Source organism: Halorubrum sp. Ib24 (assembly GCF_002252745.1).
Lineage (GTDB): Archaea > Halobacteriota > Halobacteria > Halobacteriales > Haloferacaceae > Halorubrum.
The window spans coordinates 265,970-290,306 of sequence record NZ_NHOX01000040.1; the positions used below are offsets into that span (position 1 = coordinate 265,970).

29 protein-coding genes are annotated in these 24,337 nt (G+C 70.5%); 20 read left to right on the plus strand and 9 right to left on the minus strand.

Annotated elements, in window-relative coordinates; genetic code table 11:
• Positions 1–47: 47 nt before the first annotated feature.
• The 10 genes from DJ82_RS11380 (at position 48) to DJ82_RS11425 (ending at position 9,633) form a co-directional block, all read left to right on the plus strand.
• Entirely contained in the window at positions 48–1,268 is a 1,221-nt protein-coding gene (locus tag DJ82_RS11380; RefSeq protein ID WP_094581840.1) for a monovalent cation/H+ antiporter subunit E, read from the plus strand.
• Positions 1,265–1,570 (plus strand): cation:proton antiporter, encoded by a 306-nt coding sequence (locus DJ82_RS11385; protein ID WP_094523859.1) that lies wholly within the window; start codon positions 1,265–1,267, stop codon positions 1,568–1,570. Before DJ82_RS11380 ends, DJ82_RS11385 begins: the two co-directional genes overlap by 4 nt.
• Positions 1,570–1,905 carry a monovalent cation/H(+) antiporter subunit G gene (gene mnhG, locus DJ82_RS11390; RefSeq protein WP_198948057.1) on the plus strand — a complete coding sequence of 112 codons (336 nt, stop codon included), beginning with the start codon at positions 1,570–1,572 and terminating at the stop codon, positions 1,903–1,905. Before DJ82_RS11385 ends, mnhG begins: the two co-directional genes overlap by 1 nt.
• The gene (locus tag DJ82_RS11395) at positions 1,902–2,519 is read left to right on the plus strand and encodes a DUF4040 domain-containing protein (protein WP_094581841.1); all 618 of its coding nucleotides are present in this window, start codon (positions 1,902–1,904) and stop codon (positions 2,517–2,519) included. Before mnhG ends, DJ82_RS11395 begins: the two co-directional genes overlap by 4 nt.
• Positions 2,516–3,250: an MnhB domain-containing protein gene (locus tag DJ82_RS11400; protein WP_094523857.1), complete on the plus strand. Its 735-nt coding sequence runs from the start codon at positions 2,516–2,518 to the stop codon at positions 3,248–3,250. The genes DJ82_RS11395 and DJ82_RS11400 overlap by 4 nt, the downstream gene beginning before the upstream one ends.
• Complete coding sequence (locus DJ82_RS11405) at positions 3,247–3,735, plus strand: cation:proton antiporter subunit C (RefSeq protein ID WP_094523856.1); 489 nt, start codon at positions 3,247–3,249, stop codon at positions 3,733–3,735. The genes DJ82_RS11400 and DJ82_RS11405 overlap by 4 nt, the downstream gene beginning before the upstream one ends.
• On the plus strand, positions 3,728–5,380 hold the full coding sequence (locus tag DJ82_RS11410; RefSeq protein ID WP_094523855.1) for a proton-conducting transporter membrane subunit: 1,653 nt from the start codon (positions 3,728–3,730) through the stop codon (positions 5,378–5,380). The genes DJ82_RS11405 and DJ82_RS11410 overlap by 8 nt, the downstream gene beginning before the upstream one ends.
• The gene (locus tag DJ82_RS11415) at positions 5,377–7,482 is read left to right on the plus strand and encodes a cation:proton antiporter (protein WP_094581842.1); all 2,106 of its coding nucleotides are present in this window, start codon (positions 5,377–5,379) and stop codon (positions 7,480–7,482) included. Before DJ82_RS11410 ends, DJ82_RS11415 begins: the two co-directional genes overlap by 4 nt.
• The gene (locus tag DJ82_RS11420; RefSeq protein ID WP_094527218.1) at positions 7,479–9,269 is read left to right on the plus strand and encodes a Na(+)/H(+) antiporter subunit D; all 1,791 of its coding nucleotides are present in this window, start codon (positions 7,479–7,481) and stop codon (positions 9,267–9,269) included. Before DJ82_RS11415 ends, DJ82_RS11420 begins: the two co-directional genes overlap by 4 nt.
• A 121-nt stretch (positions 9,270–9,390) precedes the next feature.
• Positions 9,391–9,633, plus strand: coding sequence for a hypothetical protein (locus tag DJ82_RS11425; RefSeq protein ID WP_241881504.1), 243 nt, complete (start codon positions 9,391–9,393; stop codon positions 9,631–9,633).
• A gap of 132 nt (positions 9,634–9,765) precedes the next feature.
• Here DJ82_RS11425 and DJ82_RS11430 read toward each other — a convergent pair whose 3' ends face one another.
• Both DJ82_RS11430 and DJ82_RS11435 read right to left on the minus strand, forming a co-directional pair.
• Positions 9,766–10,119: a MarR family transcriptional regulator gene (locus DJ82_RS11430; RefSeq protein WP_094523851.1), complete on the minus strand. Its 354-nt coding sequence runs from the start codon at positions 10,117–10,119 to the stop codon at positions 9,766–9,768.
• A gap of 112 nt (positions 10,120–10,231) precedes the next feature.
• Positions 10,232–11,011 (minus strand): NRDE family protein, encoded by a 780-nt coding sequence (locus DJ82_RS11435; protein ID WP_094581843.1) that lies wholly within the window; start codon positions 11,009–11,011, stop codon positions 10,232–10,234.
• Positions 11,012–11,116: 105 nt separating this feature from the next.
• Here DJ82_RS11435 and DJ82_RS11440 point away from each other — a divergent pair, with 105 nt between their 5' ends.
• From DJ82_RS11440 to DJ82_RS11460, 5 genes are all read left to right on the plus strand, one after another.
• A complete protein-coding gene (locus tag DJ82_RS11440; RefSeq protein WP_094523849.1) occupies positions 11,117–12,187 on the plus strand; it encodes a glucose 1-dehydrogenase in 1,071 nt (356 codons plus the stop codon).
• On the plus strand, positions 12,174–12,809 hold the full coding sequence (gene gfcR / locus DJ82_RS11445) for a transcriptional regulator GfcR (RefSeq protein ID WP_094558304.1): 636 nt from the start codon (positions 12,174–12,176) through the stop codon (positions 12,807–12,809). The genes DJ82_RS11440 and gfcR overlap by 14 nt, the downstream gene beginning before the upstream one ends.
• Positions 12,810–12,904: 95 nt before the next feature.
• Complete coding sequence (locus DJ82_RS11450; protein ID WP_094558303.1) at positions 12,905–13,249, plus strand: glutaredoxin; 345 nt, start codon at positions 12,905–12,907, stop codon at positions 13,247–13,249.
• A gap of 139 nt (positions 13,250–13,388) precedes the next feature.
• Positions 13,389–13,958, plus strand: coding sequence for a hypothetical protein (locus DJ82_RS11455; protein ID WP_094527214.1), 570 nt, complete (start codon positions 13,389–13,391; stop codon positions 13,956–13,958).
• A 107-nt stretch (positions 13,959–14,065) separates the two neighbouring features.
• Positions 14,066–14,782, plus strand: a complete 717-nt coding sequence (locus DJ82_RS11460) for a diphthine--ammonia ligase (protein ID WP_094581844.1) — start codon at positions 14,066–14,068, stop codon at positions 14,780–14,782.
• A gap of 36 nt (positions 14,783–14,818) precedes the next feature.
• On the opposite strand, the gene DJ82_RS11465 is transcribed toward DJ82_RS11460, so the two are convergent.
• Positions 14,819–16,072 (minus strand): Glu/Leu/Phe/Val dehydrogenase, encoded by a 1,254-nt coding sequence (locus DJ82_RS11465; protein ID WP_094581845.1) that lies wholly within the window; start codon positions 16,070–16,072, stop codon positions 14,819–14,821.
• 108 nt (positions 16,073–16,180) lie between these two features.
• Positions 16,181–17,080: a CoA ester lyase gene (locus tag DJ82_RS11470; RefSeq protein ID WP_094523843.1), complete on the minus strand. Its 900-nt coding sequence runs from the start codon at positions 17,078–17,080 to the stop codon at positions 16,181–16,183.
• Between the two features lie 81 nt (positions 17,081–17,161).
• Here DJ82_RS11470 and DJ82_RS11475 point away from each other — a divergent pair, with 81 nt between their 5' ends.
• Positions 17,162–17,662: a MaoC family dehydratase gene (locus DJ82_RS11475; RefSeq protein ID WP_342764962.1), complete on the plus strand. Its 501-nt coding sequence runs from the start codon at positions 17,162–17,164 to the stop codon at positions 17,660–17,662.
• A 23-nt stretch (positions 17,663–17,685) separates the two neighbouring features.
• Here the strand turns inward: DJ82_RS11475 and cyaB are convergent, their stop codons facing one another.
• Positions 17,686–18,327 carry a class IV adenylate cyclase gene (gene cyaB, locus DJ82_RS11480; RefSeq protein ID WP_094581846.1) on the minus strand — a complete coding sequence of 214 codons (642 nt, stop codon included), beginning with the start codon at positions 18,325–18,327 and terminating at the stop codon, positions 17,686–17,688.
• Positions 18,328–18,442: 115 nt separating this feature from the next.
• Between cyaB and DJ82_RS11485 the strand changes: the two genes are divergently transcribed.
• Both DJ82_RS11485 and DJ82_RS11490 read left to right on the plus strand, forming a co-directional pair.
• Complete coding sequence (locus DJ82_RS11485; RefSeq protein WP_094523840.1) at positions 18,443–19,378, plus strand: peptidylprolyl isomerase; 936 nt, start codon at positions 18,443–18,445, stop codon at positions 19,376–19,378.
• A gap of 118 nt (positions 19,379–19,496) precedes the next feature.
• Positions 19,497–19,757: a hypothetical protein gene (locus tag DJ82_RS11490; RefSeq protein WP_094523839.1), complete on the plus strand. Its 261-nt coding sequence runs from the start codon at positions 19,497–19,499 to the stop codon at positions 19,755–19,757.
• A gap of 26 nt (positions 19,758–19,783) precedes the next feature.
• On the opposite strand, the gene DJ82_RS11495 is transcribed toward DJ82_RS11490, so the two are convergent.
• From DJ82_RS11495 to DJ82_RS11510, 4 genes are all read right to left on the minus strand, one after another.
• A complete protein-coding gene (locus DJ82_RS11495) occupies positions 19,784–20,404 on the minus strand; it encodes a transcriptional regulator (RefSeq protein ID WP_094581847.1) in 621 nt (206 codons plus the stop codon).
• Positions 20,405–20,478: 74 nt separating this feature from the next.
• Positions 20,479–21,159 (minus strand): P-loop NTPase, encoded by a 681-nt coding sequence (locus DJ82_RS11500; protein ID WP_094581848.1) that lies wholly within the window; start codon positions 21,157–21,159, stop codon positions 20,479–20,481.
• Positions 21,160–21,221: 62 nt separating this feature from the next.
• On the minus strand, positions 21,222–21,596 hold the full coding sequence (locus DJ82_RS11505; RefSeq protein ID WP_094527208.1) for a YlbF family regulator: 375 nt from the start codon (positions 21,594–21,596) through the stop codon (positions 21,222–21,224).
• A gap of 93 nt (positions 21,597–21,689) precedes the next feature.
• Complete coding sequence (locus DJ82_RS11510) at positions 21,690–22,361, minus strand: alpha/beta hydrolase (protein WP_094581849.1); 672 nt, start codon at positions 22,359–22,361, stop codon at positions 21,690–21,692.
• A gap of 100 nt (positions 22,362–22,461) precedes the next feature.
• Here DJ82_RS11510 and DJ82_RS11515 point away from each other — a divergent pair, with 100 nt between their 5' ends.
• Together DJ82_RS11515 and dph2 are read left to right on the plus strand one after the other, a co-directional pair.
• Positions 22,462–23,163 (plus strand): hypothetical protein, encoded by a 702-nt coding sequence (locus tag DJ82_RS11515; RefSeq protein ID WP_094581850.1) that lies wholly within the window; start codon positions 22,462–22,464, stop codon positions 23,161–23,163.
• A gap of 112 nt (positions 23,164–23,275) precedes the next feature.
• Positions 23,276–24,319, plus strand: coding sequence for a diphthamide biosynthesis enzyme Dph2 (gene dph2 / locus DJ82_RS11520; RefSeq protein WP_094523834.1), 1,044 nt, complete (start codon positions 23,276–23,278; stop codon positions 24,317–24,319).
• Positions 24,320–24,337: the final 18 nt, after the last annotated feature.

The window sequence follows — 24,337 nt, forward strand, 5'->3', positions numbered from 1 at the left end:
AGAGATTCCCATGTGCATAGAGACGGTGGACCCCGAACCCGTCGGAGGTGTGGTGGGTGGCTGACGCCGACGACGCCGGCGGACCCGTCACGAACGACGCCGGCCCGACGCCGCGATCGACGGTCGTCGTCCCCGTCGAACCGTCGCCGACCCTCCGCGCGACGGTCTCGCACGTCGCCGAGGCCGCGGCGGACGGCGAGTTCGACGCGATCCACTTCGTGGAGATCGCCTCGTGGCGCGACGGCGACCCGGGCTCCGACGACCGCAGCGCCGAGGCCCGGCGCGTCCTCGAACGGGTGTCGGCGTGGGCGGAGGCGGACCTCGACGACGCCGACGGCGACACCGGCGACGACGTGACGGTCGTCTCGGCGCTGATCGGCGCCGACGAGTACCTGTTCGGTCCGGAGGACTACGTCGAGGTGCTCGCCGAGTACGCCGGGGAGCACGGCGCGGACACGGTGGTGCTCGATCCCGAGTACACGCCGGTCGGCAACACGACGCTGCTCCAGCCGCTGGAGTTCGCGCTCTCGAACACCTCCCTGTCCGTCCGGACGGCCCCGGTGGGGCGCCCGACCCGGCCGGAACGGCTCCGGAGCGAGGCGACGGGCGTGCGGTTCGCGGCGATGTTCGGGCTCTCGCTGGCGTTCTACTTCGTGCTCGGCGACCCGCTCTACTGGTTCGACTGGGTGACCGGCGTCGCGACCGCGACGATCGTCTCGATCACCCTCTCGCGGATCAGCTTCGACGCCGACCCGGCGATCCCGCGGACGCCCCAGCGGCTGGTCCGCGGCGCGATATACGTCCCCGTCCTGCTGTACGAGATCGTCGTGGCGAACTTGGTGGTGGCCCGCGTGATACTGGACCCGCGGCTCCCGATCGATCCGACGCTGAACCGGGTCCGCGTGATCGTCGGCAGCGGGCTCCCGCTGATGACGCTCGCGAACTCGATCACGCTGACGCCCGGGACGCTGACGGTCCGCGCCCGCGACAGCGACCTGTACGTCCACTCGCTGCTCCCGTGGGCCCGCGAGGGGCTGTTCGACGGCTCGCTGGAGCGCTGGACGCGGTTCGTCTACTACGGGCGCTCGGCGGCCCGCCTGCCGACCCCCCGCGAGCGCGACGACCACGCGATTCTGCAGGGTCCCGACGCGACCGAGGAACTGCCGATCGCCGCCGCGGACGGCGGAGCGACCGGCGATGACGCCGGGCCGGAAGCGGCGGCGGACGCCGAGTCCGGCACCGGTGACGAGGGGGTGACCGACGCGTGACGCTCGTCGACGCCACGGTCGTCGCCGGATACACGGTCGGCGACTTCCTGCTCCTCGCGGCCGCCGGGTTCGTCGTGCTCGCGATCGGGATGCTGTACCGTGCGGTGAAGGGGCCGACGATGCAGGACCGGGTGCTCGCGGTGAACGTCCTCGGGACGAACACGGTCGTCATCCTCGCGATCCTGGCCGCGGCGCTCTCGGAGCCGACGTTCCTCGACATCGCCTTAGTGTACGCGCTGTTGAACTTCCTGATGGCGATCGCCATCTCGAAGTTCACTGTCGAGCGAGGTGGTGTCCTGTGATCGAGACGCTCGGCACGCTCGGGACGGTCCGCGTCGGGCTGATCGTCGCGTTCACGCTGCTCGGGCTGTTCTTCAGCTTCGTCTCGATGGTCGGCGTGCTCCGGTTGCCCGACGTGTACTCTCGGGCGCACACCGCCTCGCAGGCGGACACGCTCGGCGCCGGGTTCGGGCTCGCCGCCGTCGCGCTCGCCGTCGGGTGGGAGGGAGCCGGCTTCAAATCGGTGCTCCTGCTGTTCTTCATCTTCGTGACGAACCCGACGGCCGCCCACGCGATCTCCCGGGCGGCCTTCGAGGAGGGAATCGTGCCGTGGACCGAGGGGGACGATCGCCGATGACGGGGACGAGCCTCCTCGCCGCGGCGGCCGGCAACCTCCTCCCGGCAGTCACACCGGCGGCGCCCGTACCCGCCCAGGTCACCGCCGTCGAGGGGAGTCTGCTCGCGTTCGTAGTGCTGACGGCGCTCGCGACGGCGCTGGCGCGCGACGTGCTCGCGGCGGTCATCGTGTTCGGCGCGTACAGCCTCGGGATGGCCGCGCTGTACACCTTCTACCGCGCGCCGGACGTCGCGCTGACGGAGGCGGCGATCTCAGCCGGCGTGACCACCGTCCTCCTCCTCTTGACGCTCGCGAAGACGACGCGGATCGACCACGACGTCGCCTTCGAGTCGGTGAACGTCCCGGCCGTCGGCGCGGTCGGGCTGCTGTTCGGGGGACTCCTGCTCACGATGGGCGACGTGCCGGCCGTCGGCTCGCCGGACGCCCCCGTCTGGTCGAACCCGGACGTGACGCAGTGGTACCTCAGCGAGTCGTACGCGCAGACCGGCGTCGACAACACCGTGATGGCGGTGCTGGCGGCGTTCCGCGGGTTCGACACGTTCGGCGAGGGGGTCGTCGTCTTCGCCGGCGGGATCGCGGCCCTCATCGTGCTCCACCGAGAGGTGTTCGCATGAGCGACGTTCGCCCCGACGAGGAGGCCGTCCGCGACGCCGCCCCGAACGAGACGAGCGCCGAAGCCGACGCGGGGGCGGTCGACGAGGGCGACGCCGACGACGTCCCGCCGCACCGCGCCCGCTCCCGGTCCGGCCGGTACGACTCCGACCGGCGCCAGGGCACGCCGTACACGGAGAGCCAAGTGATCATGCCGACGGTGAAGATCGTGGCGCCATTCGCGTTCACCTACGGGCTGTTCATCACCTTCCACGGCGCCGGGTCGCCGGGCGGCGGGTTCCAAGGCGGCGCGATCATGGCCGCCGTGGTGTTCATGATCGCGTTCGCCTTCGGGATCGAGGCGACGCGCGACTGGCTCGCCAACACCGTCGTCGTCGCGCTCGCGGTCGGCGGCGCGCTGGCGTTCGCGGGCATCGGACTGATCCCGGTGGCGCGCGGCGGCGCGTTCCTCCAGTACGACCTGCTGCCGATCCCGGTGAAGTACGGGCTGGAGAGCGTCGAGGTCTTCGGCATCGCGACCATCGTGACCGGCGTGCTCATGGGGCTGTTCTTCCTGCTCGCGAGGGGGTTCGCCTCGGAGGGGACCGGTTTCGGCGAGGGCGGAGAAGACGAGAGCGAGGAAGACGCGACCGACGAGACCGGGACCGCCGCGAACGACGCCGACGGCGTCGGCGGCGACCTCGGCCCCTCGGGATCGGATCGCACTCCGGCGGCCGACGGAGGTGAGCGATGACAGCGACCGCTACCGTCGCGGCCGCCGGAATCGACGCCGCGGTCGCGTCCGCGGGTGTGTTCGAGGTATTCACGACCCGTCACGCCTACCTCACGTTCGCGCTGCTGCTCTGCGTCGGTCTCTACATGATGATAGCAAACCCCCACCTCGTGAAGAAGATCATCGGACTCAACCTGTTCCAGACGGCGATATTCCTGCTATTCATCGCCTCTGCCTACGTCGAGGGCGGATCGATCCCGATCGTCCACTCCGGCGAGGCGGCGACGAAGACGTTCGTCAGCCCGCTCCCGCACGTGATCGTGCTCACCGCCATCGTCGTCGGCGTAAGCCTCACCGCCGTGGGGCTCGCACTCTGCATCCGGATCTACGACGAGTACGGAACGCTCCGCACCGACACCCTTCGCGACCTGATGCGGGACGAGGGGTCGCTCCCGTCCGTCGCCGGCGACGACGGCGCGGCCGACGGAGGTGCGAGCGATGACTGACGTGCTCCTCCCGCTGGCGATCGCCGTCCCGATCGTGGCGGCGACGCTGCCGATCGCGCTCGGACTGCGGTACGACGACATCGGCTGGCCGATCGCGGCGGTCGCGACGACCGCGGTGGTCGGGACCGCGGCCGCGATCGTCGCCGAGGTCGCGATCGGCGGACGGTTCAGCCACGCGCTCGGCACCTACCAGCCGCCGATCGGAATCGAGCTGGTGGCGGACGAGCTGTCGGCCGCGGTGCTCGCGCTGATCGCGGTCGTGTCGCTGGCGACGCTCGCGTTCTCTCGGGTGGCCGGTCCCCGCGGGAACGCGTTCTACAGCGCGTACCTGCTGCTGGTCGGGGGGCTCTCGGGAATGGCGCTCACGGGCGACCTGTTCAACATGTTCGTCTTCCTCGAGATCGTCGGGATCACGACGTACGCGCTCATCGCCGCCGACCGCTCGGGGGCGAGCGCGTACGCCTCGCTGAAGTACCTCGTGGTCGGGACGGTTGGCGCCTCGCTGTACCTGGTCGGCGTCGGCTACGCGTTCCTCGCGACGGGGACGCTGAACATGGTCGACATGCGCGAGCAGATCGTCGCGCAGGCGGGGTACGGCGACCCGCTGATCCAGGCGAGCTACGCGCTGATCGTGGCCGGGCTCGCGCTGAAGATCGCCTTGTTCCCGGTCCACACCTGGCAGCCGGACGCCTACCAGCGCGCGCCGGACGCCGTCACGGCGGTCGTGGCGGCGCTCGTGTCGACGACGAGCGCGTACGCGCTGATCCGGGTGACGTACACCGTCTTCACCGTCGACTTCCTCGCCGCGAACGACGCGATCACGACGGCGATGCTCGTCGTCTCCGGGGCGTCTATCCTCGCCGGCTCGGTGCTCGCCGCGATGCAGTCCGACCTCAAGCGGATGTTCGCGTACTCCTCGGTCGCGCAGTTCGGGATGATCGGGGCCGCGATCGCGTTAGCGAACGAGACCGCGCTGCTCGGCGGGATCGTCCACCTCGTGGGGCACGGCCTCCTGAAGTTCGGGCTGTTCCTCGGGATCGGGACCCTCGCGCTCGGCTACGGCGTCCGTCGGATCGAGGACGCCGCGAGCGCCGCGCGCGAAGCGCCGTTCACGACCGGAGCGATCGCCCTGCTCGGGCTCGGGCTCGTCGGGATCCCGCCGTCGGTCGGTTTCCTCGGGAAGTGGTACATCGGGGTCGGCGCCGTCGAGTCCAGCATGGCCGGCGCCGGGCCGGCCGGGATCGGCGTCGCCGCCGTGATCTTCGTCAGCACTCTGTTCACGCTGTCGTACGTCGCGCGGCTGATCGAGCGGTTCTACTTCGCCGGCGTCGGGCTCCCGGGCGGCCACGGAGAGGAGGCGGCGGCCGGCCACGGCGACGACCCCGCGGGCGGCGCGAGCGATGACCCGGCCGGAGTGGCCGCCGATGGCGGTCGCGATGACGACCCTGCGGCCGACGATACGGGTGCGGCCGCGCCGGTCGCGCCCGTGGAGGGCGCGCCACGGCCCTCGCTGGTGCCCGACCGAGTGCCGGCGGCGTCGCTGGCGATACTGGTCGTCACGACGCTCGTCACGGTCGCGCTCGGCTTCGCCGGCTTCGCGCTGGCCGAGTGGTTCGGTCCGTTCCTCACGGAGGTGTTCGCATGACTGACGCTTTCATTTCAGACCCACGTCCCCTACTGGCCGTCCTCGTCTCGTTCGTCGCGGCGTTCTTCATCGTCGCGTCGCACCGCTCGCCGAACGTCCGCGAGGGGTGGACGATCGCCGCGGCGGTCGCGAAGTTCGGGATCGTCGCCTCGATGCTCCCGGCCGTCCTCGACGGCGCCGTCTTCGAGTGGTCGCTCGGGGCGTTCCTCCCCGGGATCGAGTTCGCGCTGCGCGCCGACGCGCTCGGCATGCTGTTCGCGTTCCTCGCCAGCGGGCTGTGGATCGTCACCTCCTTCTACAGCATCGGCTACATGCGGGGGAACGACGAGACGAACCAGACCCGGTACTTCGCCGCGTTCGCGGTGTCGCTGTCGGCGACGATGGGGATCGCGTTCGCGGGCAACCTCGTGACGATCTTCGTCTTCTACGAGATCCTCTCGATCGCGACGTACCCGCTCGTCGCGCACGACGAGACGCCGGAGGCGCGCTCGGCCGGTCGGAAGTACCTCGCGTACACGATGTTCGGCGGCGGCGTGCTCGTGCTCGCCGGGACCGCCCTCGTCTACCTGATCGCCGGCAACGTCTCGTTCACCGCCGGCGGCATTCAGGAGCTCGCGAACGCCGACCCCGGCCTCGCGATGCTCGCGTTCTTCCTCCTGGCGATCGGGTTCGGGGTGAAGGCCGGGATCATGCCGCTCCACCAGTGGCTCCCCGAGGCGATGGTCGCGCCGACGCCCGTCTCCGGGCTCCTCCACGCGGTCGCGGTCGTCAAGTCCGGGGCGTTCGGTGTCTCGCGGGTCGTCCTCGACGTCTTCGGCCCGGAGCTCGTCTTCGACCTATCGCTCCCGTTCGGCTTCTCGGCCGGCCTCGTGTTATCGACCATCGGGGCGATCACGCTGACGGCGGCTTCCATCATCGCCCTGCGGAAAGACCACCTGAAACAGCGGCTCGCCTACTCGACGGTGAGCCAACTGAGCTACATCATCCTCGGGCTCGGGCTGTTCGGCTGGTACGGGCTCGTGGGTGCGCTGCTGCACATCCCGGCGCACGCGTTCATGAAGCTCACCCTGTTCTTCTGCGCCGGGAACCTCCACGTCTCGACGCACACCGACTACATCTCGGAGATGGCGGGGATCGGCAAGCGGATGCCCCTGACGATGGGGGCGTTCACGGTCGCCTCGCTCGGGATGGCCGGCATCCCGCTTCTGGCCGGGTTCGTCAGCAAGTACTACATGCTGATCGGCGGGATCCGGATGGGCGCCCAACTGACCCCGGTCGCGTACTACCTCGTGGGCGCGCTCCTGCTCTCGGGCGTCCTCAACATCGCGTACTTCTGGCCGGTGATCTACACCGCCTTCTTCGAGGCGGAGGACGCCCACGACGCGAAGCCGCTCGTCGACTTCCGGATGGGCGGCGAGTCGCGGTCGACGCTGCCGGCGACCGACGGGGGGCGACCGGAGGACGAGAACGACGACCCCGAAGACGAGAGCAACGACACCGACGCCGAGGTCGCCGACGTCGTCGAGAGCGCCGAGGGCGACGGGACGGTCGGGGACCCGAGCGACGACGCCGACGTCCCCGACGACTCCGACATCCCCGACGCGGAGCTCGACGACCTCCCGACCGACGCGGAGGGCGTCGTTCGCCCGGACTTCAACACGAGCGAGCGCGACTTCTCCGAGCCGGCCGAGCGCGTCGACACCGGCGACTACGCGGTCGACTCGCGCCCCTCCGACGCGGACGTGCCGTTCGGCGTCGGACGCCGCGACGAGGGCGACGCAGCGGACCGCGCCGAACCGACCGACGGCGCCGCCGTCGAAGCCGGCCGCGGTGACGACGAGGGTCACACCGATGACGGTGAACACGGCGACGGCCACGACGACCACGGCCACGCCGGCGGCCCGCCCGCGGGCGGCTGGCGTCACATCGACGGGCTCGACGCCCTCCGCGGGCGCGAGTCGACGTGGTTCACGCTCGGCCCGATCCTCACCGCGATGAGCCTCGCGGTGCTGCTCGGCGTGATCCCCTACGAGATGGGCTTCTTGGAGCTGATCGAGCTCATCGTCGACACGCGGCTCCCGGAGGAGGTGATGCGGCCGTGAACGCGGTTCTCACCTCCCTCCCGCCGTACGTCGTTCTCGCGGCGGCGGCGTTCCTCGTGCTCGGCCTCCCGCGCCGCGCCGGCCACGCGGCGGCCGCGCTGGCGACGGCGTTCACGTTCGCGCAGGCGGTGCTGCTCGGCGACGGCGGCACGGGGGCCCACCTCGCGACGCAGCTGTTCGGGTTCGACGTGGTGCTGTTCAACGTCGACCAGTTCTCCCTGCTGATGGGCGTGGTCGTCGGCTTCCTCGCGACGGCGGCGGTGCTGTACGCGTACGGCACCGAGGCGCCGACGTGGGTGACCGCGTTCGCGCTGGTGTACGTCTCCTCGACGCTCGGGACGATATACGCCGGCGACTGGCTCACGCTGATCTTCTTCTGGGAGCTGATGGCCGTCACCAGCACGCTGCTGGTGTGGCAGTACGGCGGCGCGGCGGTGCGGGCCGGCTACCGCTACGCGCTGTTCCACGGTATCGGGGGGACGTTCTTCCTCGGCGCGGTCGTCGTCCACGGCGCGTCGATGCTCGGCAGCGTGCCGGCCGCCGAGATATTCCTGTTCTCGTCGACGACCGGGATCCACGCGAGCGCGACGCTGCTCGCGGCGATCGGGGTCGGGGTCAACTGCGGGTTCATCTTCCTGCACACGTGGCTCCCGGACACCTACCCCCGCCCGCACGTGGCGGCGTCGGTGTTCCTCTCCGTCTTCACGACGAAGACGGCGGCGTACGTGATGTACCGGACGTTCCCCGAGGGCGGCATGTGGCTCGCGTACCTCGGCGGGTTCATGGCCGTCTACGGGGCGTTCTTCGCCCTGCTGCAGTACGACCCGCGCCGGCTCCTCTCGTACCACATCCAGGCGCAGCTCGGGTACATGCTGGCCGGCTTCGGGCTCGCGACGTACGTCGGCGAGTTCGCCGTCACCGGCGGCTTCGCGCACCTGTTCAACAACGTGCTGTACAAGAGCCTGCTGTTCATGGCCGTCGGCGTCGTGATCTACCGGACCGGCGTCGAGGACATCAGGGACATGGGCGGGCTCTGGCGGGAGATGCCGGTCACGTTCCTCGTCTACGTCGTCGGCGCGGCCTCGATTACCGCCGTCCCGGGATTCAACGGGTTCATCTCGAAGGGGATGGTGATCGACTCCGCCCACGAGCTCCACAACTTCGAACTCCTCTTCGGCGAGGGGCTGCTGTGGTGGCTGCTGATCCTCGGCGGCGTGGGGACGTTCATGTCGTTCATCAAGCTCGGCTACTACGTGTTCTTCCACGGTTCGGCGACGCTGTCGCCGAAGGACGCCACGGCGTTCCAGACCGCCGGGATGCTCCTCGCCGGCGGCGCCTGCGTCTTCTTCGGGGTGTTCTACTACCAGCTGATCGAGCTGATGCCGTTCACGGAAATCATCCTCGGCGAGGACGTCTACTTCAAGCCGTACAGCGCGAGCCACCTGACGGAGAGCGCGGCGCTCCTCGTGACCGGGTTCGTCGGCTTCTTCGCGCTGAAGCGGCCGCTCGGCTGGCTCGCGCACCACATGCGAGACGTCGACGCGGTGACGTACCCGGCCGCGTTCTACCTCGGGCGGGGGTCGATCTGGGGCGTCACGGCGCTGTGGGCCGCCGTCGACCGCGCCGTGATGCGGTTGGTCGCGGCGATCAAGCGGACCGCGATGCACCCGCGGACGGCGGTCGCGGGGCTCGGCGTCGACGTGGAGATCCGAACCGGGATCGGCCGCAGCGTCCTCTTGTTAACGCTCGCGGCCGGGGTCGCGCTGTTCGCGTTCCTGCTCGGCTGAGCGGGAGTTACGAACGGCTTCGTCGGACTCTTATTTTCGGACGGACGGAAGTCGGCGTTCAGCGTGATGGGTTTCGAATTGTATGAGAAAATTTATAACTAATCCGTCACCAGGTTGGGATGTGTCCCTCCAACCGTTACAGGTACCCGGCGGCCCCGAGCTGCTCATACTCCTCGTCGTACTGCTCGTCGTCTTCGGCCTCGTCGGCCGATGGGTGTACCGGGACGCGAAATCCCGCGGGAGCGACTGGGCGTGGCAGTGGGGAGTCGGTATCGGACTGCTGTTTCTGTTCGGCCTCGTCCCCGGACTGCTCGGACTCCTCATCTACGTCACGGTGCGAGACGAGGTCGGCGAACCGACGTGAGCTCCGCGAACTACGCGGCTCACGACGCGCGATCAGCGGGCCGAGCCGTCGCTCTCTGAGCGTTTCAACGGCGTCGAAAAGGAGGAAGCGGCCGCGTCGTCAGCGTCCGGCTCGTCTGGACGCGGCGGCGGCTCAGTACTCCTCGTACGCGAGGTTCATCATCCACTGCGAGAAGGCGTCCGCCTGCGGGTCGACCTCCTCCTCGCCGATGAACGGTGACAGCATGTCGTCGGCCATCAGCAGCGAAAAGTCCAGATCGCGGGGGGCGGGCTCCAAGTAGTACGTGTTGTGTCCGTCGTACACCGTATCGGACCGCTGGATGAGGCCCGACTCCTCTAACGCCTCCGCGATGCGGCTCCCCTTGCGTGAGGAGACGTCGAGTTCCTTCCAGAAGTCGCTCTGGTGGATGCCACCGGTCTCGCGGATGAGTTCGAGGCCGGCCTGCTCGTCCTCCGACAGCTCGGCCTCGAGTTCGGACACGCTCATGGTCGAACACCCGCCCGCGAGTCGCTTAAAACTGGCTTTCCGTCCCGTCGCGGCGCCTCCGGGCGCGACGGGATCGGGGGCGATCGCCGTCTCGGGCGCCCGTCCGCCGCCGTCAGAACTCCGCCGGTAGCGACACCGGCTCCGCGGGCGTCTCGCAGGGCGGGCCGTCGGCGTAGGCGAACTCGGCATGCTCAGTCGGGTCGGCGCTCGTGCGGATCCGGGTGAACGACCGCGTCCCGAACCCGTCGCCGTGGAGGCAGGCGCCGTACTCGTGGTCGGCGAGGACGCCGCTCGCGCGGTCGAGCCACGACCCGCCCGACTCGCACGGCTCGGGGACCAGTTCGGCCGCGATCCGACGGGCGCTGTCGGCGCGCTCCTCGGCGAACTCCCGGCGACGCTCCGGCACCGAGAACCGCTCGACGCCGTTCACCACGCCGCCGACGTTGCCGACGACGTGGACGCCGGGGTCGAGCCGGGTGACCGCGATCCCGCCGTCGTACGAGAGGAGGAACGCGGCCGCGTCGTCGGCGATCACGAGGTTGAACCCGTCGTACGACCGCTCTTCGAGATCGCGCTCGACCCCACGCACCGCGGTCTCCGCGGAGTCGGCCTCCAGGCAGTCCCGCACGAGGAGTCCCCTGGAACGGTCCCCGTCGCGGTCGGCGTCGAGCCAGCGGTTGGTGACCGCGACGGCGACGCCCGACTCCGAGAGGCCGATCCACGTCCCGCCGGCCTCGGCGTCGCGCGGGGCGACGTACCGAACGCCGTCGTCGCCGGCGGGATCGCGCACGGCCGGCGGTTCGGCCTCCCTGTCGAGCGCCTCGTCGCGGTTGGCGGCGAGCGCGGTCGGCGCGTCGCCGAACACGCGCCACGCGAGGGCGAGAGTACACACGATAGCCGTTGCGGACGACGAGGAGGAAAAACCCGCGATCGGTCGGAGCCATTCTTTACTCGCAATAAAAGAAATCTTTTGGTTGCTGACCCCGTCGGTCGGTGTATGAACGCGATAGCCGTGTACGAGGGGGCCGACGAACCGGTCGTGACGGAGAAGCCGCGACCGGAGCCGGCCCCGGGGGAAGCGCTCGTCCGGACCCTCCGGGTCGGCGTGGACGGGACGGACCACGAGGTGATCGCCGGCGGGCACGGCGGGGCGCCCGAGGGCGAGGACCACCTCGTGTTGGGTCACGAGGCGGTCGGGGTGGTCGAGGACCCGAACGACACGCCGTTCGAGGCCGGCGACGTGGTCGTCCCGACGGTGCGCCGTCCCCCCAACGGCGCGAACGAGTACTTCGCGCGCGGCGAGCCCGACATGGCGCCGGAGGGCCGGTATCACGAACGCGGCATCGTCGGCGCGCACGGGTTCATGGCCGAGTACTTCACCAGTCCGGCGGAGTTCCTCGTCGCGATCCCGCCCGCGCTCGCCGAGTGGGGGTTCCTCGTCGAGCCGATCTCGATCGCGGAGAAGGCGATCGAGCACGCGTTCGCCAGCCGGTCGGCGTTCCACTGGGAGCCCGAGTCCGCGCTGGTCTTGGGCAACGGCTCCCTCGGGCTGCTCACGGTGGCGGCGCTCGACGCCGACTTCGACCGGATCCACTGCCTCGGTCGCCGGGAGCGCCCGGACCCGACGATCGATATCATCGAGTCGCTGGGCGCGACGTACGTCAACTCCAACGAGACGCCCGTGCCGTCGGTGCCGGAGGCGTACGAGCCGATGGACTTCGTCTTCGAGGCGACGGGCCACGCGCCGCACGCCTTCGAGACGATCGAGGCGCTCGCTCCCAACGGGGTGGGCGCGCTGCTCGGCGTGCCGGGCGACTGGGAGTTCGAGATCGACGGCGGCCGGCTCCACCGCGAGTTCGTCCTCCACAACAAGGCGCTCGTCGGGAGCGTCAACTCCGGCTACGAGCACTTCGAGGCCGCCGTCGACTCCCTGTCGCGGTTCTCGGCGGGGTTCCTCGACGATCTGGTCACCGGCGTCTACGGGCTCGACGAGTTCGAGGCCGCGTTCGCGGATGACGACACGACTATTAAAACGGCGGTCGAATTCGGCTCATATGAAGAACGTTGACGACCTGATAGACAGCGCGGCCGAGCTCGCGGACCACGGTCTCTCGAAGGGAGAGATCGCCGACGAGCTGAACGTCTCCCGTGAGACCGCGAGCTGGCTCGTCGAGCGCGGCGGCGGCGGCAACGCCGCGGCCGAGACCGCGGCCGCCGAGACGACGACCGACATCCACGTCGACTGGTCGGCGCTGGGCCGCGACTCGACGCGGCTCGGCTACGCCGCGAGCGCGATGGCCGACCTCCTCGCGAAGCAGGGCGAGGAGGTCGACCTGACGGTGGGGATCGAGAAGGCCGGGGCTCCGCTCGCGACCGCGGTCGCGAGCCGGCTCGACACCGACCTCGGCACGTACGCGCCCGCGAAACACCAGTGGGACGAGGGCGACATCGACGAGCAGGGCGGCGGGTTCTCGCGGAACTTCGCCGGGATCCGCGACCGCGACTGCTACGTCGTGGACGACATCATCACCTCGGGGACGACGATGCGGGAGTCGATCAACGCGATCCGGGAGCAGGGCGGCGAACCCGTCGCCTGCGTCGTGCTCGTCGACAAGAAGGGGTACGACGAGATCGACGGCGTCCCGGTGTACTCGCTCGTGGACGTCGTTCGCGTCGACCGCGACGAGTAAGCGCTCCCGACGAGGAGCGGTCGCAGGCGTCGCCCTGCGTGGATCTCTCGTTCCCGTGCGGAACCCATTTGCCGCGGCGGCGCGTATCGAAGCCCATGACGTTCCAGCCCGAGTCAGAGGCCGACCCCGACGAGATCGAAGCGCGCGTTCACGAGACCATCGCCGAGAACGACGTGGTCCTGTTCATGAAGGGGAACCGGCTGATGCCCCAGTGCGGCTACTCGAAGCGCGCCGTCGAGCTCATCGGCCAGCACGTCGAGGAGTTCGAGACCGTCGACGTGCTCCCCGCCCTGCCGCACTACCGAGAGGCGCTGGAGGCCGAGAGCGGCTGGGAGACCATCCCGCAGACCTTCGTCGACGGCGAGTTCGTCGGCGGGAGCGACGTGCTGGCAGAGCTGGAGGAGCGCGGCGAGCTGGCCGGCGAGCTCGGCGCCGAGTAGGCCGCGAGCGCACCCGCTCGCGACGACGCCCGATCTTGGGAGTCGAAGGGCAGTCCATATAAACCTACGGTGCCTAGTTAGGGTAGACGCAGCCGGTGCCGCCGTGCCGACCGTCTCGACCCATCTCACCCAACCAACAATGACAGGCCGCGTGTTCAGACTTCATTCGACGCTCGAACTGCCACTCGAAGACGTGGAGACGTACTTCGAAGAAGACCCCGACCTCCCGCCGGAGATCGACGACATCGACATCACGCGTCGAAACAACACCCTCATTATCAAGGCCCTGTCCGACGACGAGAGCATCAGCAAGTACACGCCGACCGCCCAGCTGAAGGCGTCCGTCACGGAGACGCGCGTCTGGGAAGAGGAGCCGCCCCGCGCCGGCGGCCCCCAGTGGATGGACGACGAGGAGGAGGAGATCCCCTCCGAGCTCGTGGAGTTCGCCTGCTTCAAGGGCGATCGCGAGACCGTTCTCCAGAACTCCGCGCTCCAGTACCCCATGTTCCTCGTGCTCCGCGAGCTGGCGCAGCTCTCGGAGAAGGGGACGCTGACCGCGATCACGGAGGAGGAGGACGAGCTCGAAGCGACGCGGATCGTCGAGGGTGAGCCGCGTCCCGCGAGCATCGAGGTCGTCGAGAGCCCGCAGGGCGCCGGCGACGGCGACGGCGGCGTCAACTGGCGCGACAACGAGTTCATCTCGGACTGAGACCGCCTCGGCCCGGGCGCGGAGACCGTTCTCACGCACGCCACACGCGGCGAGCGACCGCGCCGCGGACCGACGACGCTTTAGGCGCTCCGGACGTCTGCCCGCCAATGACCGACGACTGGGTGAGCCTCTTCTCGGGCGGGAAGGACTCCTCGTGGGCGCTGTACCGCGCGCTGGAGGAGGGCCTCGACGTCTCGCGGCTCCTGACCGTCCACCCGGCGGGCGACTCGTACATGTACCACACGCCGGCGACGGAGCTCGCCGAACTCGCGGCCGAGAGCGTCGGGATCGACCTCGTCGAGGTCTCGCCGGACGACTTCGGCGCGGACGACGTCGACGACGCGGGCGCGCAGGGCGACGCCGAGCTGGAGCCGATGGAGGCGGCGCTCCGGGAGGTCGCCGCCGACGACGACGTCGACCTCGCCGGGGTCACCGCCGGCGCGGTCGAGAGCGAGTACCAGACCAGCCGGATCCGAGGCATGTGCGACCGCCTCGAGATCGACCTGTTCGCGCCGCTGTGGGGCGAGGACCCGGTCGCGCTCGCGGAGGCGATGTTCGACGCCGGCTTCGAGATCCGGATCGTGCAGGTCGCCGCTTACGGGCTCGACGAGTCGTGGCTGGGGCGGCGCTTCGACGCCGACGCGCTCGCGGAACTGATCGACCTGCGCGAGGAGTACGGCGTCCACCCCCTCGGCGAGGGCGGCGAGTTCGAGACGTACGTCGTCGACGGCCCGCACATGGACCGCCGGATCGAGTTCGAGTACGACGCGGTGTGGGAGGGCGACCGCGGCCACGTCGAGGTGCGAGACGCGCGGCTGGAGTGAGCTAGCGACACAACGCGAAACGCCTCTGAAAGCGCGCTACGGCCAGCTGCCGGCCTGGTCGTATGCGTTCACGATCCGACCGATGGCGACGACGTAGGCCGCGGTGCGGAGGTCGCGAACGTCGCGGTTCTCGTAGGCCTCGACGATGCCGTCGAACGCCTCCGTGATCACGCGTTCGAGCTCCTCGTTGACCCGCGACTCCGTCCAGCTGAACCGCTGTCGATTCTGCACCCACTCGAAGTACGAGACGGTGACGCCGCCCGCGTTGGCGAAGATGTCGGGGACGACGTAGACGTCCTTCTCGGCGAGGACGTCGTCGGCGTCGGGAGTGAGCGGCCCGTTCGCGGCCTCGACGATCACGTCGGCCGCGACGTCGGTCGCGAGGTCGCCGTCGATCGCGTTCTCCAGCGCCGCGGGCACGAGCAGGTCGACGTCGAGCGTCAACAGCTCCTCGTTCGTGATCGGTTCGGCGTCGCCGTAGCCGGAGACGGCGCCGGTCTCGCTCTTGTAATCCTTCACCGCCCGCGGGTCGAACCCGTCGGGGTCGTGGATACCCCCGGAGGAGTCCGAGACCGCCACCACGTCGGCACCGAGGTCGTCGATGAGGGCGGCCGCGACGGAGCCGGCGTTGCCGTACCCCTGTACCGCGACCGTCGCGCCCGCGAGGTCGCGGTCGAGCCAGTTTAACGTCTCGCGCGCGGCGAGCGCGACGGAGCGACCGGTCGCCTCGACGCGCCCCTCGCTGCCGCCCGAGTCGATCGCCTTCCCGGTGATGACGCCGGGCGCGGTCGTGTTCTCAAGCGTCTCGTAGGTGTCTTTGATCCAGTTCATCTCCCGCTGGCCGGTGTTGACGTCCGGCGCCGGGATGTCGCGGTCCTCGCCGATGATCGGGCGGAGCTCGGTCGCGAAGGCGCGCGTCAGCCGCTCTAACTCGATCTCCGAGTACTCTCCGGGGTCGATCGCGATCCCGCCCTTCCCGCCGCCGTAGGGCACGTCGACGACGGCGCACTTATACGCCATCCAGCCCGACAGCGCCTTCACCTCGTCGCGGGTGACGCCCGGGTGATAGCGGATCCCCCCCTTGTACGGGCCGCGATCGCCGTTGAACTGCGAGCGGTACGCGCGGACCGTCTCCAGCGATCCGTCGTCGAGTTCGAACGTCAGATTCGTCTCCAGCAGTCGCTCCGGGTTCTTCAGCCGAGTGAGAATTCCCGGCGGCGCGTCGAGGTGCGCCGCGGCGTCGTCAACCTGTTCCTGCAGACTTTCGAACGGATTCGCCTGATCGCCCATGTGAACTCGTCTCCGGGGACCGGGGTTAATTGTGACGGACGATCAGCGGGATGCGGGATCGCGGTTGGGGGGCGCGGCGAACGGCTCCGCTTCCGCTCGCCGCGGTCCCTATCGCGGGTCGAGCCCGGCGGCCGCCGCTCGCTCGACGATCCGCTCCGCCCGCGCGATCAGCGGGGCGTCGATCATCTCGCCGTCGACGCTGAAGACGCCGCGGTCGTCCCGGTCGGCCTCGTCGCAGGCGTCGAGGACCCGCGCCGCCCACTCGACCTCGTCGGGGTCGGGCGTGAACGCCTCGTTGATAGGCTCGACCTGCGACGGGTGGATCGCGAGCTTCCCGTCGTAGCCGAGCGTGCGCGCGAACGCCGTCTCCTCGCGGAGCCCCGCGGTGTCGGAGAAGTCCGTGTACACCGTATCGAGCGCGTCGACGTCGGCGGCGCCGGCCGCGAGGACCGCGTGCTCGCGGGCGTACAGCACCTCGGTTCCCTCGTCGGTGCGCGTCGCGCCCAGGTCCGCCGCGAGGTCTTCGGCGCCGAAGACCAACGCGTCGGTCGGTTCCGCGTCGGCGATCGCCTCGGCGGCGAGCACGCCCCCCGCCGTCTCGACGAGCGCGAACACGGCGGGGTCGAGCCCGCGGTCGGTACACAGCGCGGCCGCACGGTCGACGCGGTCGGCGCCCTCGACCTTCGGGAGCATGACCGCGTCGAGTCGCGGCGAGCGCTCGGCGTCGTCGGTGCCGGGCTGGACGTCACCGGTCGCCGCGCTCGCTCCGACGAGCGCGTCGAGGTCGGCGGCGGGGTCCGTCGCCGTGAGCCGGACGCAGACCTCCGTATCGGGGTCGAAGTCGGGATCGGCGAGCAGGCCGCGGACGGCGGCTCGGGCCTCGTCCTTCCGGCCGGGGGCGACGGCGTCCTCGAGGTCGAAGCAGACCACGTCAGCGCCCGTCGCCGGCGCCTTCCGCATGAGTTCCGGGCGATCGCCGGGGGAGAACAGGAGGCTTCGTCGGGCCATGTCGGGCACTCCTCGCGGCCGAACATAAAGAGCCGGGCCGTCCGAATCCGAGACCCGCCCGGCGCCCGGAGCGGTACCGATTTGCCGCGGCGGGTCGACGGTCGGTCCATGACGGGACGCTACTACGAGGAGTTCGAGGTCGGGGAGACGATCGAACACGCGCGGCGGCGGACGGTGAGCGAGGCCGACAACCAGCGCTTCTGCGACATGACGATGAACCAGCAACCGCTCCACCTCGACGCCGATTTCGCCGAGGGGACGCAGTTCGGCGAACGGCTCGTCAACGGGCTGTACACCCTGTCGCTCGCGGTCGGCGTGTCGATCCCGGAGACGACCGACGGCACCATCGTCGCGAACCTCTCGTACGACGACGTCGAGCACCCGAACCCGGTGTTCCACGGCGACACGATCCGCGCGCGGTCGACGGTCACGGACAAGCGGGAGACCAGCGACGGCGAGCGCGGCGTCGTCACGATGCACGTCGAGGCGTTCAAGCTGGTCGAGGACGGCGACGACGTCCTCGTCTGCGAGTTCGACCGGACCGCGCTCTCGAGGAAGCGGCCGGACGGGAACGGGAGCTGACCCCTGTCACGAGCCGGACCCGACTACCCGTCGTCGCTCGCGTCGGCGTCGTCTTCCGCCAGCAACAGCCCGAGGTACGACGTGCGGACCTGCTCCGCGCCGTCGAGTCCGAGCCGGTCGAGGGCGTCGAGCGCGTCGTCCCTGACGGCCTCGATCGCTCCCTCCTCGGCGACCGCGCGCTCGATCTCGACGAACTCGCCGAGCCCGTCGACCGCGTCGAGCGTCACCGTGAATCCGTCGTACGCCCAGAACTCGCGGCGCTTCTCGACGGTTGCCGCCGGTTCGAACCCCAGCCCGGAGAGGATGCCGGCCGCGGCCTCCGGGTCGGCCACCTCGGTCTCGTGTTCCGCGCGGGTCTTCGACCCCTCGTCGAGCAGCGGCCCCTTGTACGTGATCTTGGTCGTTTCGGGCGCTGTCGGTGGGGCGTTCGACCCGGGGTCCGGACCCTCCGCCTCGTCCGCCGCGTCGGCCGGGGAGATTCCACTCGGAAGCGGCGTCTCGCGGCGGACCCGAAGCGCCTCGTCCGTCTCGGCGAAGTCGCGGTGCGGCGCGTCGTAGTAGGCGTCCCGCTGGCGACGCCCGTCGACGCGCTCGGCGCCCGCCTCGCGCAGGCGCTCGCGGACCGCGTCGACGTCGGCCGGCACCTTGATCTCGACCTCGAACATACCCGGATTCCGCCGGGCGCGTTCTTAAGCGCCGCGGGACGCTAACTCCGGCGCGACGCGGTCGCCGCCGCGTCGAACCGTGCGCCTTAAGGGTGTAACAGGTGACGTTCAGGGTATGAGCGATCAGGAGCAAGCGGACGCGGCCGAGGACGCCGACGAGGCCGAGACCGAAGCCGAGACCGAGAGCGCCGGACTCGCGGACGGCGACTTCGTGCGGGTCGCGTACACGATCCGAACGGCCGACGACGGCCGGGTCATCGACACCACCGACGAGGAGACGGCCGAGGAGGCCGAGATCGACACCGAGGAACACGAGTTCGAACCCCGCGTCATCGCGCTCGGCGCCGGTCACGTGTTCCCGGCGGTCGACGAGGCCTTCGTCGGCGCCGAGGTCGGCGACGAGGGCGTCGTCGACGTCCCCGCCGAGGACGCCTTCGGCGCGTACGACCCCGACGAGGTCGAGACCGTCAAGGCCGACAAGATCCCCGAGGACAGCCGGTACCCCGGCGCGCAGGTCCAGATCGACAACCAGCAGGGCTACCTCGAGACGATCATCGGCGGCCGCGCCCGCGTCGACTTCAACCACCCGCTGGCCGGCGAGGACCTCGAGTACGAGTACGAGATCCTCGAGCTCATCGACGACCGCGAGCAGCAGGCCGCCGGCATGCTCGGGATGTACCTCCAGGACGCGCCCGAGGTCCGCATCGAGACCGTCACCGAGGAGGAGGAGACGGTCACCGAGGACGACGAGGGCGAGGAGGTCGTCGAGACCGATGAGGTCGAGAAGGACGTCCTCTACGTGACGGCCACGCAGGCGATGCAGATGAACCAGCAGTGGATGTTCCAGAAACAGCAGATCGCGCAGGACCTCATGGGCCGGCTCGACCTCGACCGCGTCGTGGTCGAGGAGGTCATCGAGGGCGGCGGCATGGGCGGGCTCGGCGGCATGATGGGCGGCATGGGCGGCGCCGGCGCCGGCGACATCGAGGACGCGCTCGAGGACGTCGACGTCGACGCCGACGAGATCGTCGACGAGCTCGACGAGGAGTAACCCCCTTCGCGGCGTCTCGGCCGGACGACGAACCGATCCTTTTTGACCGACGGTCGACCCACCCAGAGACATGGAAACCGACCGGCCGACGGAGAGAGACGCGGAGGGCGGCTGACCGATGGAGATCGAACGGGCGCGGGACGACCTCGTGGTCGCCGCGAGCGCCGGCGCGACGACGGTCGCGGTCGCGGTGCTGTCCGGGGTCGCCGGCGTCGTCGAGGTGGGGACCCTGCCGACGCTCGCACCGATCGCGGTGTACGCCGCCTATCTCTTCTCGCGGAAGGGCGGCCCGTACGGACCGCTCGACGAGCCCCGGAACTGGGCGGTCGCGGCGGCGCTCGTCGGCGTAGTCGTGGCCGTCGCGGCCGCGGTGCTGTAATCGAACCGGATCGAGAAACGCCCGATTCAGGCGATGTCCCGGCTCGTGTCGACGGAGACCGAATCGGTGAGCTTCAGCTTGAGCGGCTCCTCCAGCGCCGCGCCGCCGCGGAACTTCGGGACGACGAGTCGGTTCACGATCTCCGTTCCGGTCACCGCGGTCCGGAGGTCGAAGACGACGTCCGCGATCTGCTCGGTGACGACTCGGTTTCGGTCGGCCGCTCCCCCTTTGAGCGCGTGAAGCACCGCGAGCCCGTCGGCGTCGTCGACGCGCCGACGGAGATCGCCGAGGAACGCGCCGTACTCCGCGCCGTCGTCGGACTCCAACGGGCCGACGGAGTCGACGACGATCGTCCCTCGCTCCGACAGCTCCGCGGCCGCGTCCAGCGCGGTCGCGAACGGGTCGTCCCCCGTCGCGTCCTCGACCACCGTCTCGTCCGCCTCGTCGTCGAGCGTGAGGCTCGCCTCCACCGCGTCGGCGGAGCGCACCGTCGTTACGTACCGGCATTCCCGGACCCGCGCGAGTCGGTCCAGGATGAGCTCGGACTGACTGGCGGGATCGGCCTCCAGCGCGACGACGCTGCCGCTCGGAATGCCGCCGCCGAACTCCCTGTCCAGCACCGAAATTCCGGTCGGGAGCGCCTCCATACGATCGCTGTCGTCTCCGGGGGTTTGGCTCTGTCGGTGACCGCCAAACCGCGATCGGGACGCGGAATCGACGGTCAGGCGATCCGCCATCGCCCCGCTCCGTACCCCCGCGCGAGTCGCCGCGCGAGGTCGTCGTACGCCGATCGAACGGCCGGGTCCGAGAGCGGCGCCGGCGCCCGAGCGGGGATCCGCCCCACCACCGGGCAGCCGAGCAGATCGGCGACCGGATCCGGGACGGACGACGCGCGGACGGCGACGACGCCCAGCGGCGGGCAGTCCAGCCGCCGCGCGATCGCGGCCGTCTTGGCGGCGTCGCGCAGGGCCGCTCGCCGGAGGGGCGTCACCAGGAGCGACCGATCGGCCGCGCGGAGCGCGGCCGCCGCGTCCGGCGACGCGCCCGCCGGACAGTCGAGGAGCGCCGCGGCGTCGTCGGGGACCGCCTCGCCGAGCGATCCGAACGTCGGACCGGGATCGACGGGGTCGGGGTCGTCGGGGGCGGCGAGCACCGTCGGCGACCGACGGTCGAGCGGGATCGAACCGCCGCCGAGGACCGCGTCGACGACGGTGGGGCGGTCCCGAGCGCCGGTCTCAGCGGTCCCGTCCGCGGTCTCCGACGCCAACCGCGCGAGGTTCGGGAGGTCCCAGTCGGCGTCGGCCGCGACCGCTCGCGCGCCCCGCCGCGACAGCGCCCGCGCGAGCCCGAGGGTCGTGGTCGTCTTCCCGCTCCCGCCCTTGCCGCCGGCGACTGCGATCACGCGCCGGGTTGCGTCGCTATCGGTGATAAAAGTCGACAGGAGAGCGACCGCGGAACCGCCCGTCAGTCCTGACAGCAGCCGCCGGCCTCGCCGCCGAAGTCGACCGCGAGGGGTTCCGAGATGGCCTCGTTGACCGTCTCGAGGGTGTCGGTCAGCTCGTCTTGCGCGTCGAGGAACTCCCGCATGGTGGGCATCGAGTGGAGCTCGTCCTGCGCCGCCTGCACCTTCTGGAGCCCGGAGTTCGTCGCTTGTCCGGTCTCGCGGGCCTGCATGAACTCGGCGCGCAGCTGTTCGAACTCGTCGATCTTCGCCTGGACCTCCTCGTCGCGCTGTACCGCCTCGCGCGCCTCCTCGAAGCGCTCGTACTCGGTGGTTCGGGCGATCCGCTCGCCGAGCTCGCGACCGAGGTCCTCGATGGAGGCCTGTTCGACGCTCATGACCGATCGTTGGCGCGGAGCGGCTTCAACCTGCCGGAGCCGGGGGTCCCGCCCTCCGATCCGTCGGGGACCGCGTCCGCGTTGGCCGCGCCCTCACGCGGCTCGCGCCTCGACGAAGGCGACGACGTCCGCCAGCTCCTCCTGCCCGATCCCGTGGCCGCCCGGGTAGTTGCCCCGGGTGACGTCGGCGCCGATCGCCTCGAGGCGGTCGGCGGCGGCGGCCGAGCGCGACGCCGGGATCACGCGGTCGCCGGCCCCGGCGCCGACGAGGACCGGCTTCCCCTCGATCCCGTCGGGCGCGAGGTCCGAGTGCGCGTCCGCGAGGTAGCCGTGGAGCGCGACGACCCACGCGTACCGGTCCGGCTCCTCTACGAGGAGCGAGAGGCTCGTGATCGCGCCCTGACTGAAGCCGAGCAGCCCCATCCGGTCGGGGTCGATGGCGTACGCCTCGGCGGCGGCGTCGACGCTCTCGGCGACGAGATCGAGGCTGCGGCGGAAGTCCGCGGCGTCCGGCTGGCTCGATTCGAGGCCGCCGGCCGAGAGGTCGAGTTCGTACCAGGTGTATCCGCCCTGCAGCGGGTCCGGCGCCCGGAGGCTGACCACGTGGAGGTCGTCCGGCAGGTGGCGCGCGACGGGTAGCAGGTCCTCCTCGTCGGCGCCGCGGCCGTGGAGAACGAAGACGGCGGGCGCGTTCTCCGGACCGTCGTCCGGCGCGACGTGGACGTGTTCGAGGGGGAGGTCGGCGTCGGGCGCGGTGTCTGGCATGGGTGCCGACTTGTCGAGGGCGGCTGTTAGGTCCGTCGGCCGCGGCAGCCAGGCCCGTCGCGGCGCAGCTTATTTGACCGCCCCCGCGAGTGCTTCGCGTATGCGTCCCCGTGCCCTCCTCCCGCTGGTCGCACTGCTCCTCTGCGTCACCGCAGCGGTCGCCGTCCCGGCCGTCGACGCCCGTGCGCCCCCGACGCCGGTGTGCGGCGTCTGCGACCTCGATCGGACGACGCCGAGCGGCGACCCCGTGGTCGCCGGCGAGAGCTCGCTCACCGTCACCGTCCACGAGAACGGATCGACCACCTGGCTGGCCCGTGCCGATCTCAGCGCCGGCGGCGACGCCCTCGCCGCGAACGACTCCCTCCGAGACGCGGTCGCCTCCGAGGCGGCGGCCGACGGGATAGCCGACCCGCGGGACGTCGACGCCCGGCTCGACGGAGACGCCCTCGTCGTCGAGTACCGCGACCCGGGCGCCGCGGAGCGATCGGTCGGGACCGTGGTGTTCACGCCCCTGACCCCGGCCTCGCCGAACGCGCCGATGGTCTCCGGCGGCGAAGGGGGCCGATACCTCGCCGCAGACCGACTGACCGTGCGGGCCGGGTCCGGGCTCGCGCTCCGCGGCGCGGCGCCGGCGACGGACTCCGGGGACCGCTTGGTCTGGACCCCGACCGCGATCGGGGACGGCGACGCGGTCCGCCCCTCGCTCGATGTCGCGCGCGACCCAGTCGCGATCAGGGAGGACGCCCTGCTTCCGGGCGTCCGGGCCTGGGTCGCTCGACGGCTCGTCGGGAACACGCTGTGAGGCCGAGCGGTTCCCCCCGACGCGTCGGCCGGGACGTCGCCGTGCGGGCGAACTCCGGATCGATCGCGGTCGAACGCGCCGTTTAACCGTCCTGCCGCACAACTCGGGCCATATGAGCGGCTCCACGGAGGGCGACCTCACCAAGACCGGGATGGCCCTGAAACACGACCGCGAGTGGGACTACGAGCTCGACCGGATCGTCGAGGCCATCGAGGAGCGCGACGCCTCCAAGGTCGGCCTCCAGTTCCCGGAGGGACTCAAGCGCCGCGGCCCGAAGGTCGCCGACGACCTGCGGGAGGCGGCGCCCGACGACGTCACCTTCATGCTGTCCGGGCAGCCCTGCTACGGCGCCTGCGACCTCGACACGTACCTGATGCGCCGGACGGACGTGTTCGTCCACTTCGGCCACACGCCCATGAAGGAGTCCGACAGCATCGTCTACGTCCCCCTCTTCTCGAACGTCGACCCGTTCCCGATCATGGAGGACGCGCTGGCGGAGGAGCTCGACGACCCCGAGGAGAACCCCGACGTCGGCCTCGTCACCACCGCCCAGCACATGAACCGGTTCGAGGAGATGACCGACTGGTTGGAGGAGCGCGGCTACGAGGTCCACACCCGCCGGGGCGACGACCGGCTCACGAAGGAGGGACAGGTGCTCGGCTGCAACTACGCCTCCGCGGACATCCCCGCCGACCAGGTGCTGTACGTCGGCGGCGGAAAGTTCCACCCCGTCGGCCTCGCGATGGAGCACCCGGAGAAGCGCGTCGTCATCGCCGACCCGGTCAACAACGCCGTCTCGGTCGCCGAACACGACCAGTTCCTCAAACAGCGCTACGCCTCGGTCCACAAGGCGATGGGCGCCGAGAAGTGGGGCGTCATCTTCTGTACGAAAATCGGCCAGGGCCGGTGGGAGACCGCCCAGGAGATCGTCGAGAACAACGAGAACGCGTACCTGATCACGATGGACGAGGTGACACCGGACCGCCTCCGCAACTTCGACATGGACGCGTTCGTCAACACGGGCTGTCCCCGCATCACGACCGACGACGGCCCGCGGTTCCACAAGCCGATGTTGACGCCGGGCGAGTACGAGGCCGCCATCGGCGAGAAACCCCTCGACTCGATCGAGTTCGACACGTTCCACGACACCTGGTAAGCCCGCGGCGGCCCTCCC

What these genes read in the sequence shown, in the direction of transcription:
- DJ82_RS11450 (WP_094558303.1), top strand. Translation starts at nt 12,905, where the DNA reads ATGACGTTCCAGCCCGAGTCAGAGGCCGACCCCGACGAGATCGAAGCG.
- DJ82_RS11440 (WP_094523849.1), top strand. Translation starts at nt 11,117, where the DNA reads ATGAACGCGATAGCCGTGTACGAGGGGGCCGACGAACCGGTCGTGACG.
- DJ82_RS11505 (WP_094527208.1), bottom strand. Translation starts at nt 21,596, where the DNA reads ATGAGCGTCGAACAGGCCTCCATCGAGGACCTCGGTCGCGAGCTCGGC.
- DJ82_RS11395 (WP_094581841.1), top strand. Translation starts at nt 1,902, where the DNA reads ATGACGGGGACGAGCCTCCTCGCCGCGGCGGCCGGCAACCTCCTCCCG.
- DJ82_RS11405 (WP_094523856.1), top strand. Translation starts at nt 3,247, where the DNA reads ATGACAGCGACCGCTACCGTCGCGGCCGCCGGAATCGACGCCGCGGTC.
- DJ82_RS11470 (WP_094523843.1), bottom strand. Translation starts at nt 17,080, where the DNA reads ATGGCCCGACGAAGCCTCCTGTTCTCCCCCGGCGATCGCCCGGAACTC.
- cyaB (WP_094581846.1), bottom strand. Translation starts at nt 18,327, where the DNA reads ATGTTCGAGGTCGAGATCAAGGTGCCGGCCGACGTCGACGCGGTCCGC.
- DJ82_RS11485 (WP_094523840.1), top strand. Translation starts at nt 18,443, where the DNA reads ATGAGCGATCAGGAGCAAGCGGACGCGGCCGAGGACGCCGACGAGGCC.
- DJ82_RS11430 (WP_094523851.1), bottom strand. Translation starts at nt 10,119, where the DNA reads ATGAGCGTGTCCGAACTCGAGGCCGAGCTGTCGGAGGACGAGCAGGCC.
- DJ82_RS11455 (WP_094527214.1), top strand. Translation starts at nt 13,389, where the DNA reads ATGACAGGCCGCGTGTTCAGACTTCATTCGACGCTCGAACTGCCACTC.
- DJ82_RS11495 (WP_094581847.1), bottom strand. Translation starts at nt 20,404, where the DNA reads ATGGAGGCGCTCCCGACCGGAATTTCGGTGCTGGACAGGGAGTTCGGC.
- DJ82_RS11515 (WP_094581850.1), top strand. Translation starts at nt 22,462, where the DNA reads ATGCGTCCCCGTGCCCTCCTCCCGCTGGTCGCACTGCTCCTCTGCGTC.
- DJ82_RS11510 (WP_094581849.1), bottom strand. Translation starts at nt 22,361, where the DNA reads ATGCCAGACACCGCGCCCGACGCCGACCTCCCCCTCGAACACGTCCAC.
- DJ82_RS11415 (WP_094581842.1), top strand. Translation starts at nt 5,377, where the DNA reads ATGACTGACGCTTTCATTTCAGACCCACGTCCCCTACTGGCCGTCCTC.
- DJ82_RS11490 (WP_094523839.1), top strand. Translation starts at nt 19,497, where the DNA reads ATGGAGATCGAACGGGCGCGGGACGACCTCGTGGTCGCCGCGAGCGCC.
- dph2 (WP_094523834.1), top strand. Translation starts at nt 23,276, where the DNA reads ATGAGCGGCTCCACGGAGGGCGACCTCACCAAGACCGGGATGGCCCTG.
- DJ82_RS11465 (WP_094581845.1), bottom strand. Translation starts at nt 16,072, where the DNA reads ATGGGCGATCAGGCGAATCCGTTCGAAAGTCTGCAGGAACAGGTTGAC.
- DJ82_RS11400 (WP_094523857.1), top strand. Translation starts at nt 2,516, where the DNA reads ATGAGCGACGTTCGCCCCGACGAGGAGGCCGTCCGCGACGCCGCCCCG.
- gfcR (WP_094558304.1), top strand. Translation starts at nt 12,174, where the DNA reads ATGAAGAACGTTGACGACCTGATAGACAGCGCGGCCGAGCTCGCGGAC.
- DJ82_RS11410 (WP_094523855.1), top strand. Translation starts at nt 3,728, where the DNA reads ATGACTGACGTGCTCCTCCCGCTGGCGATCGCCGTCCCGATCGTGGCG.
- DJ82_RS11460 (WP_094581844.1), top strand. Translation starts at nt 14,066, where the DNA reads ATGACCGACGACTGGGTGAGCCTCTTCTCGGGCGGGAAGGACTCCTCG.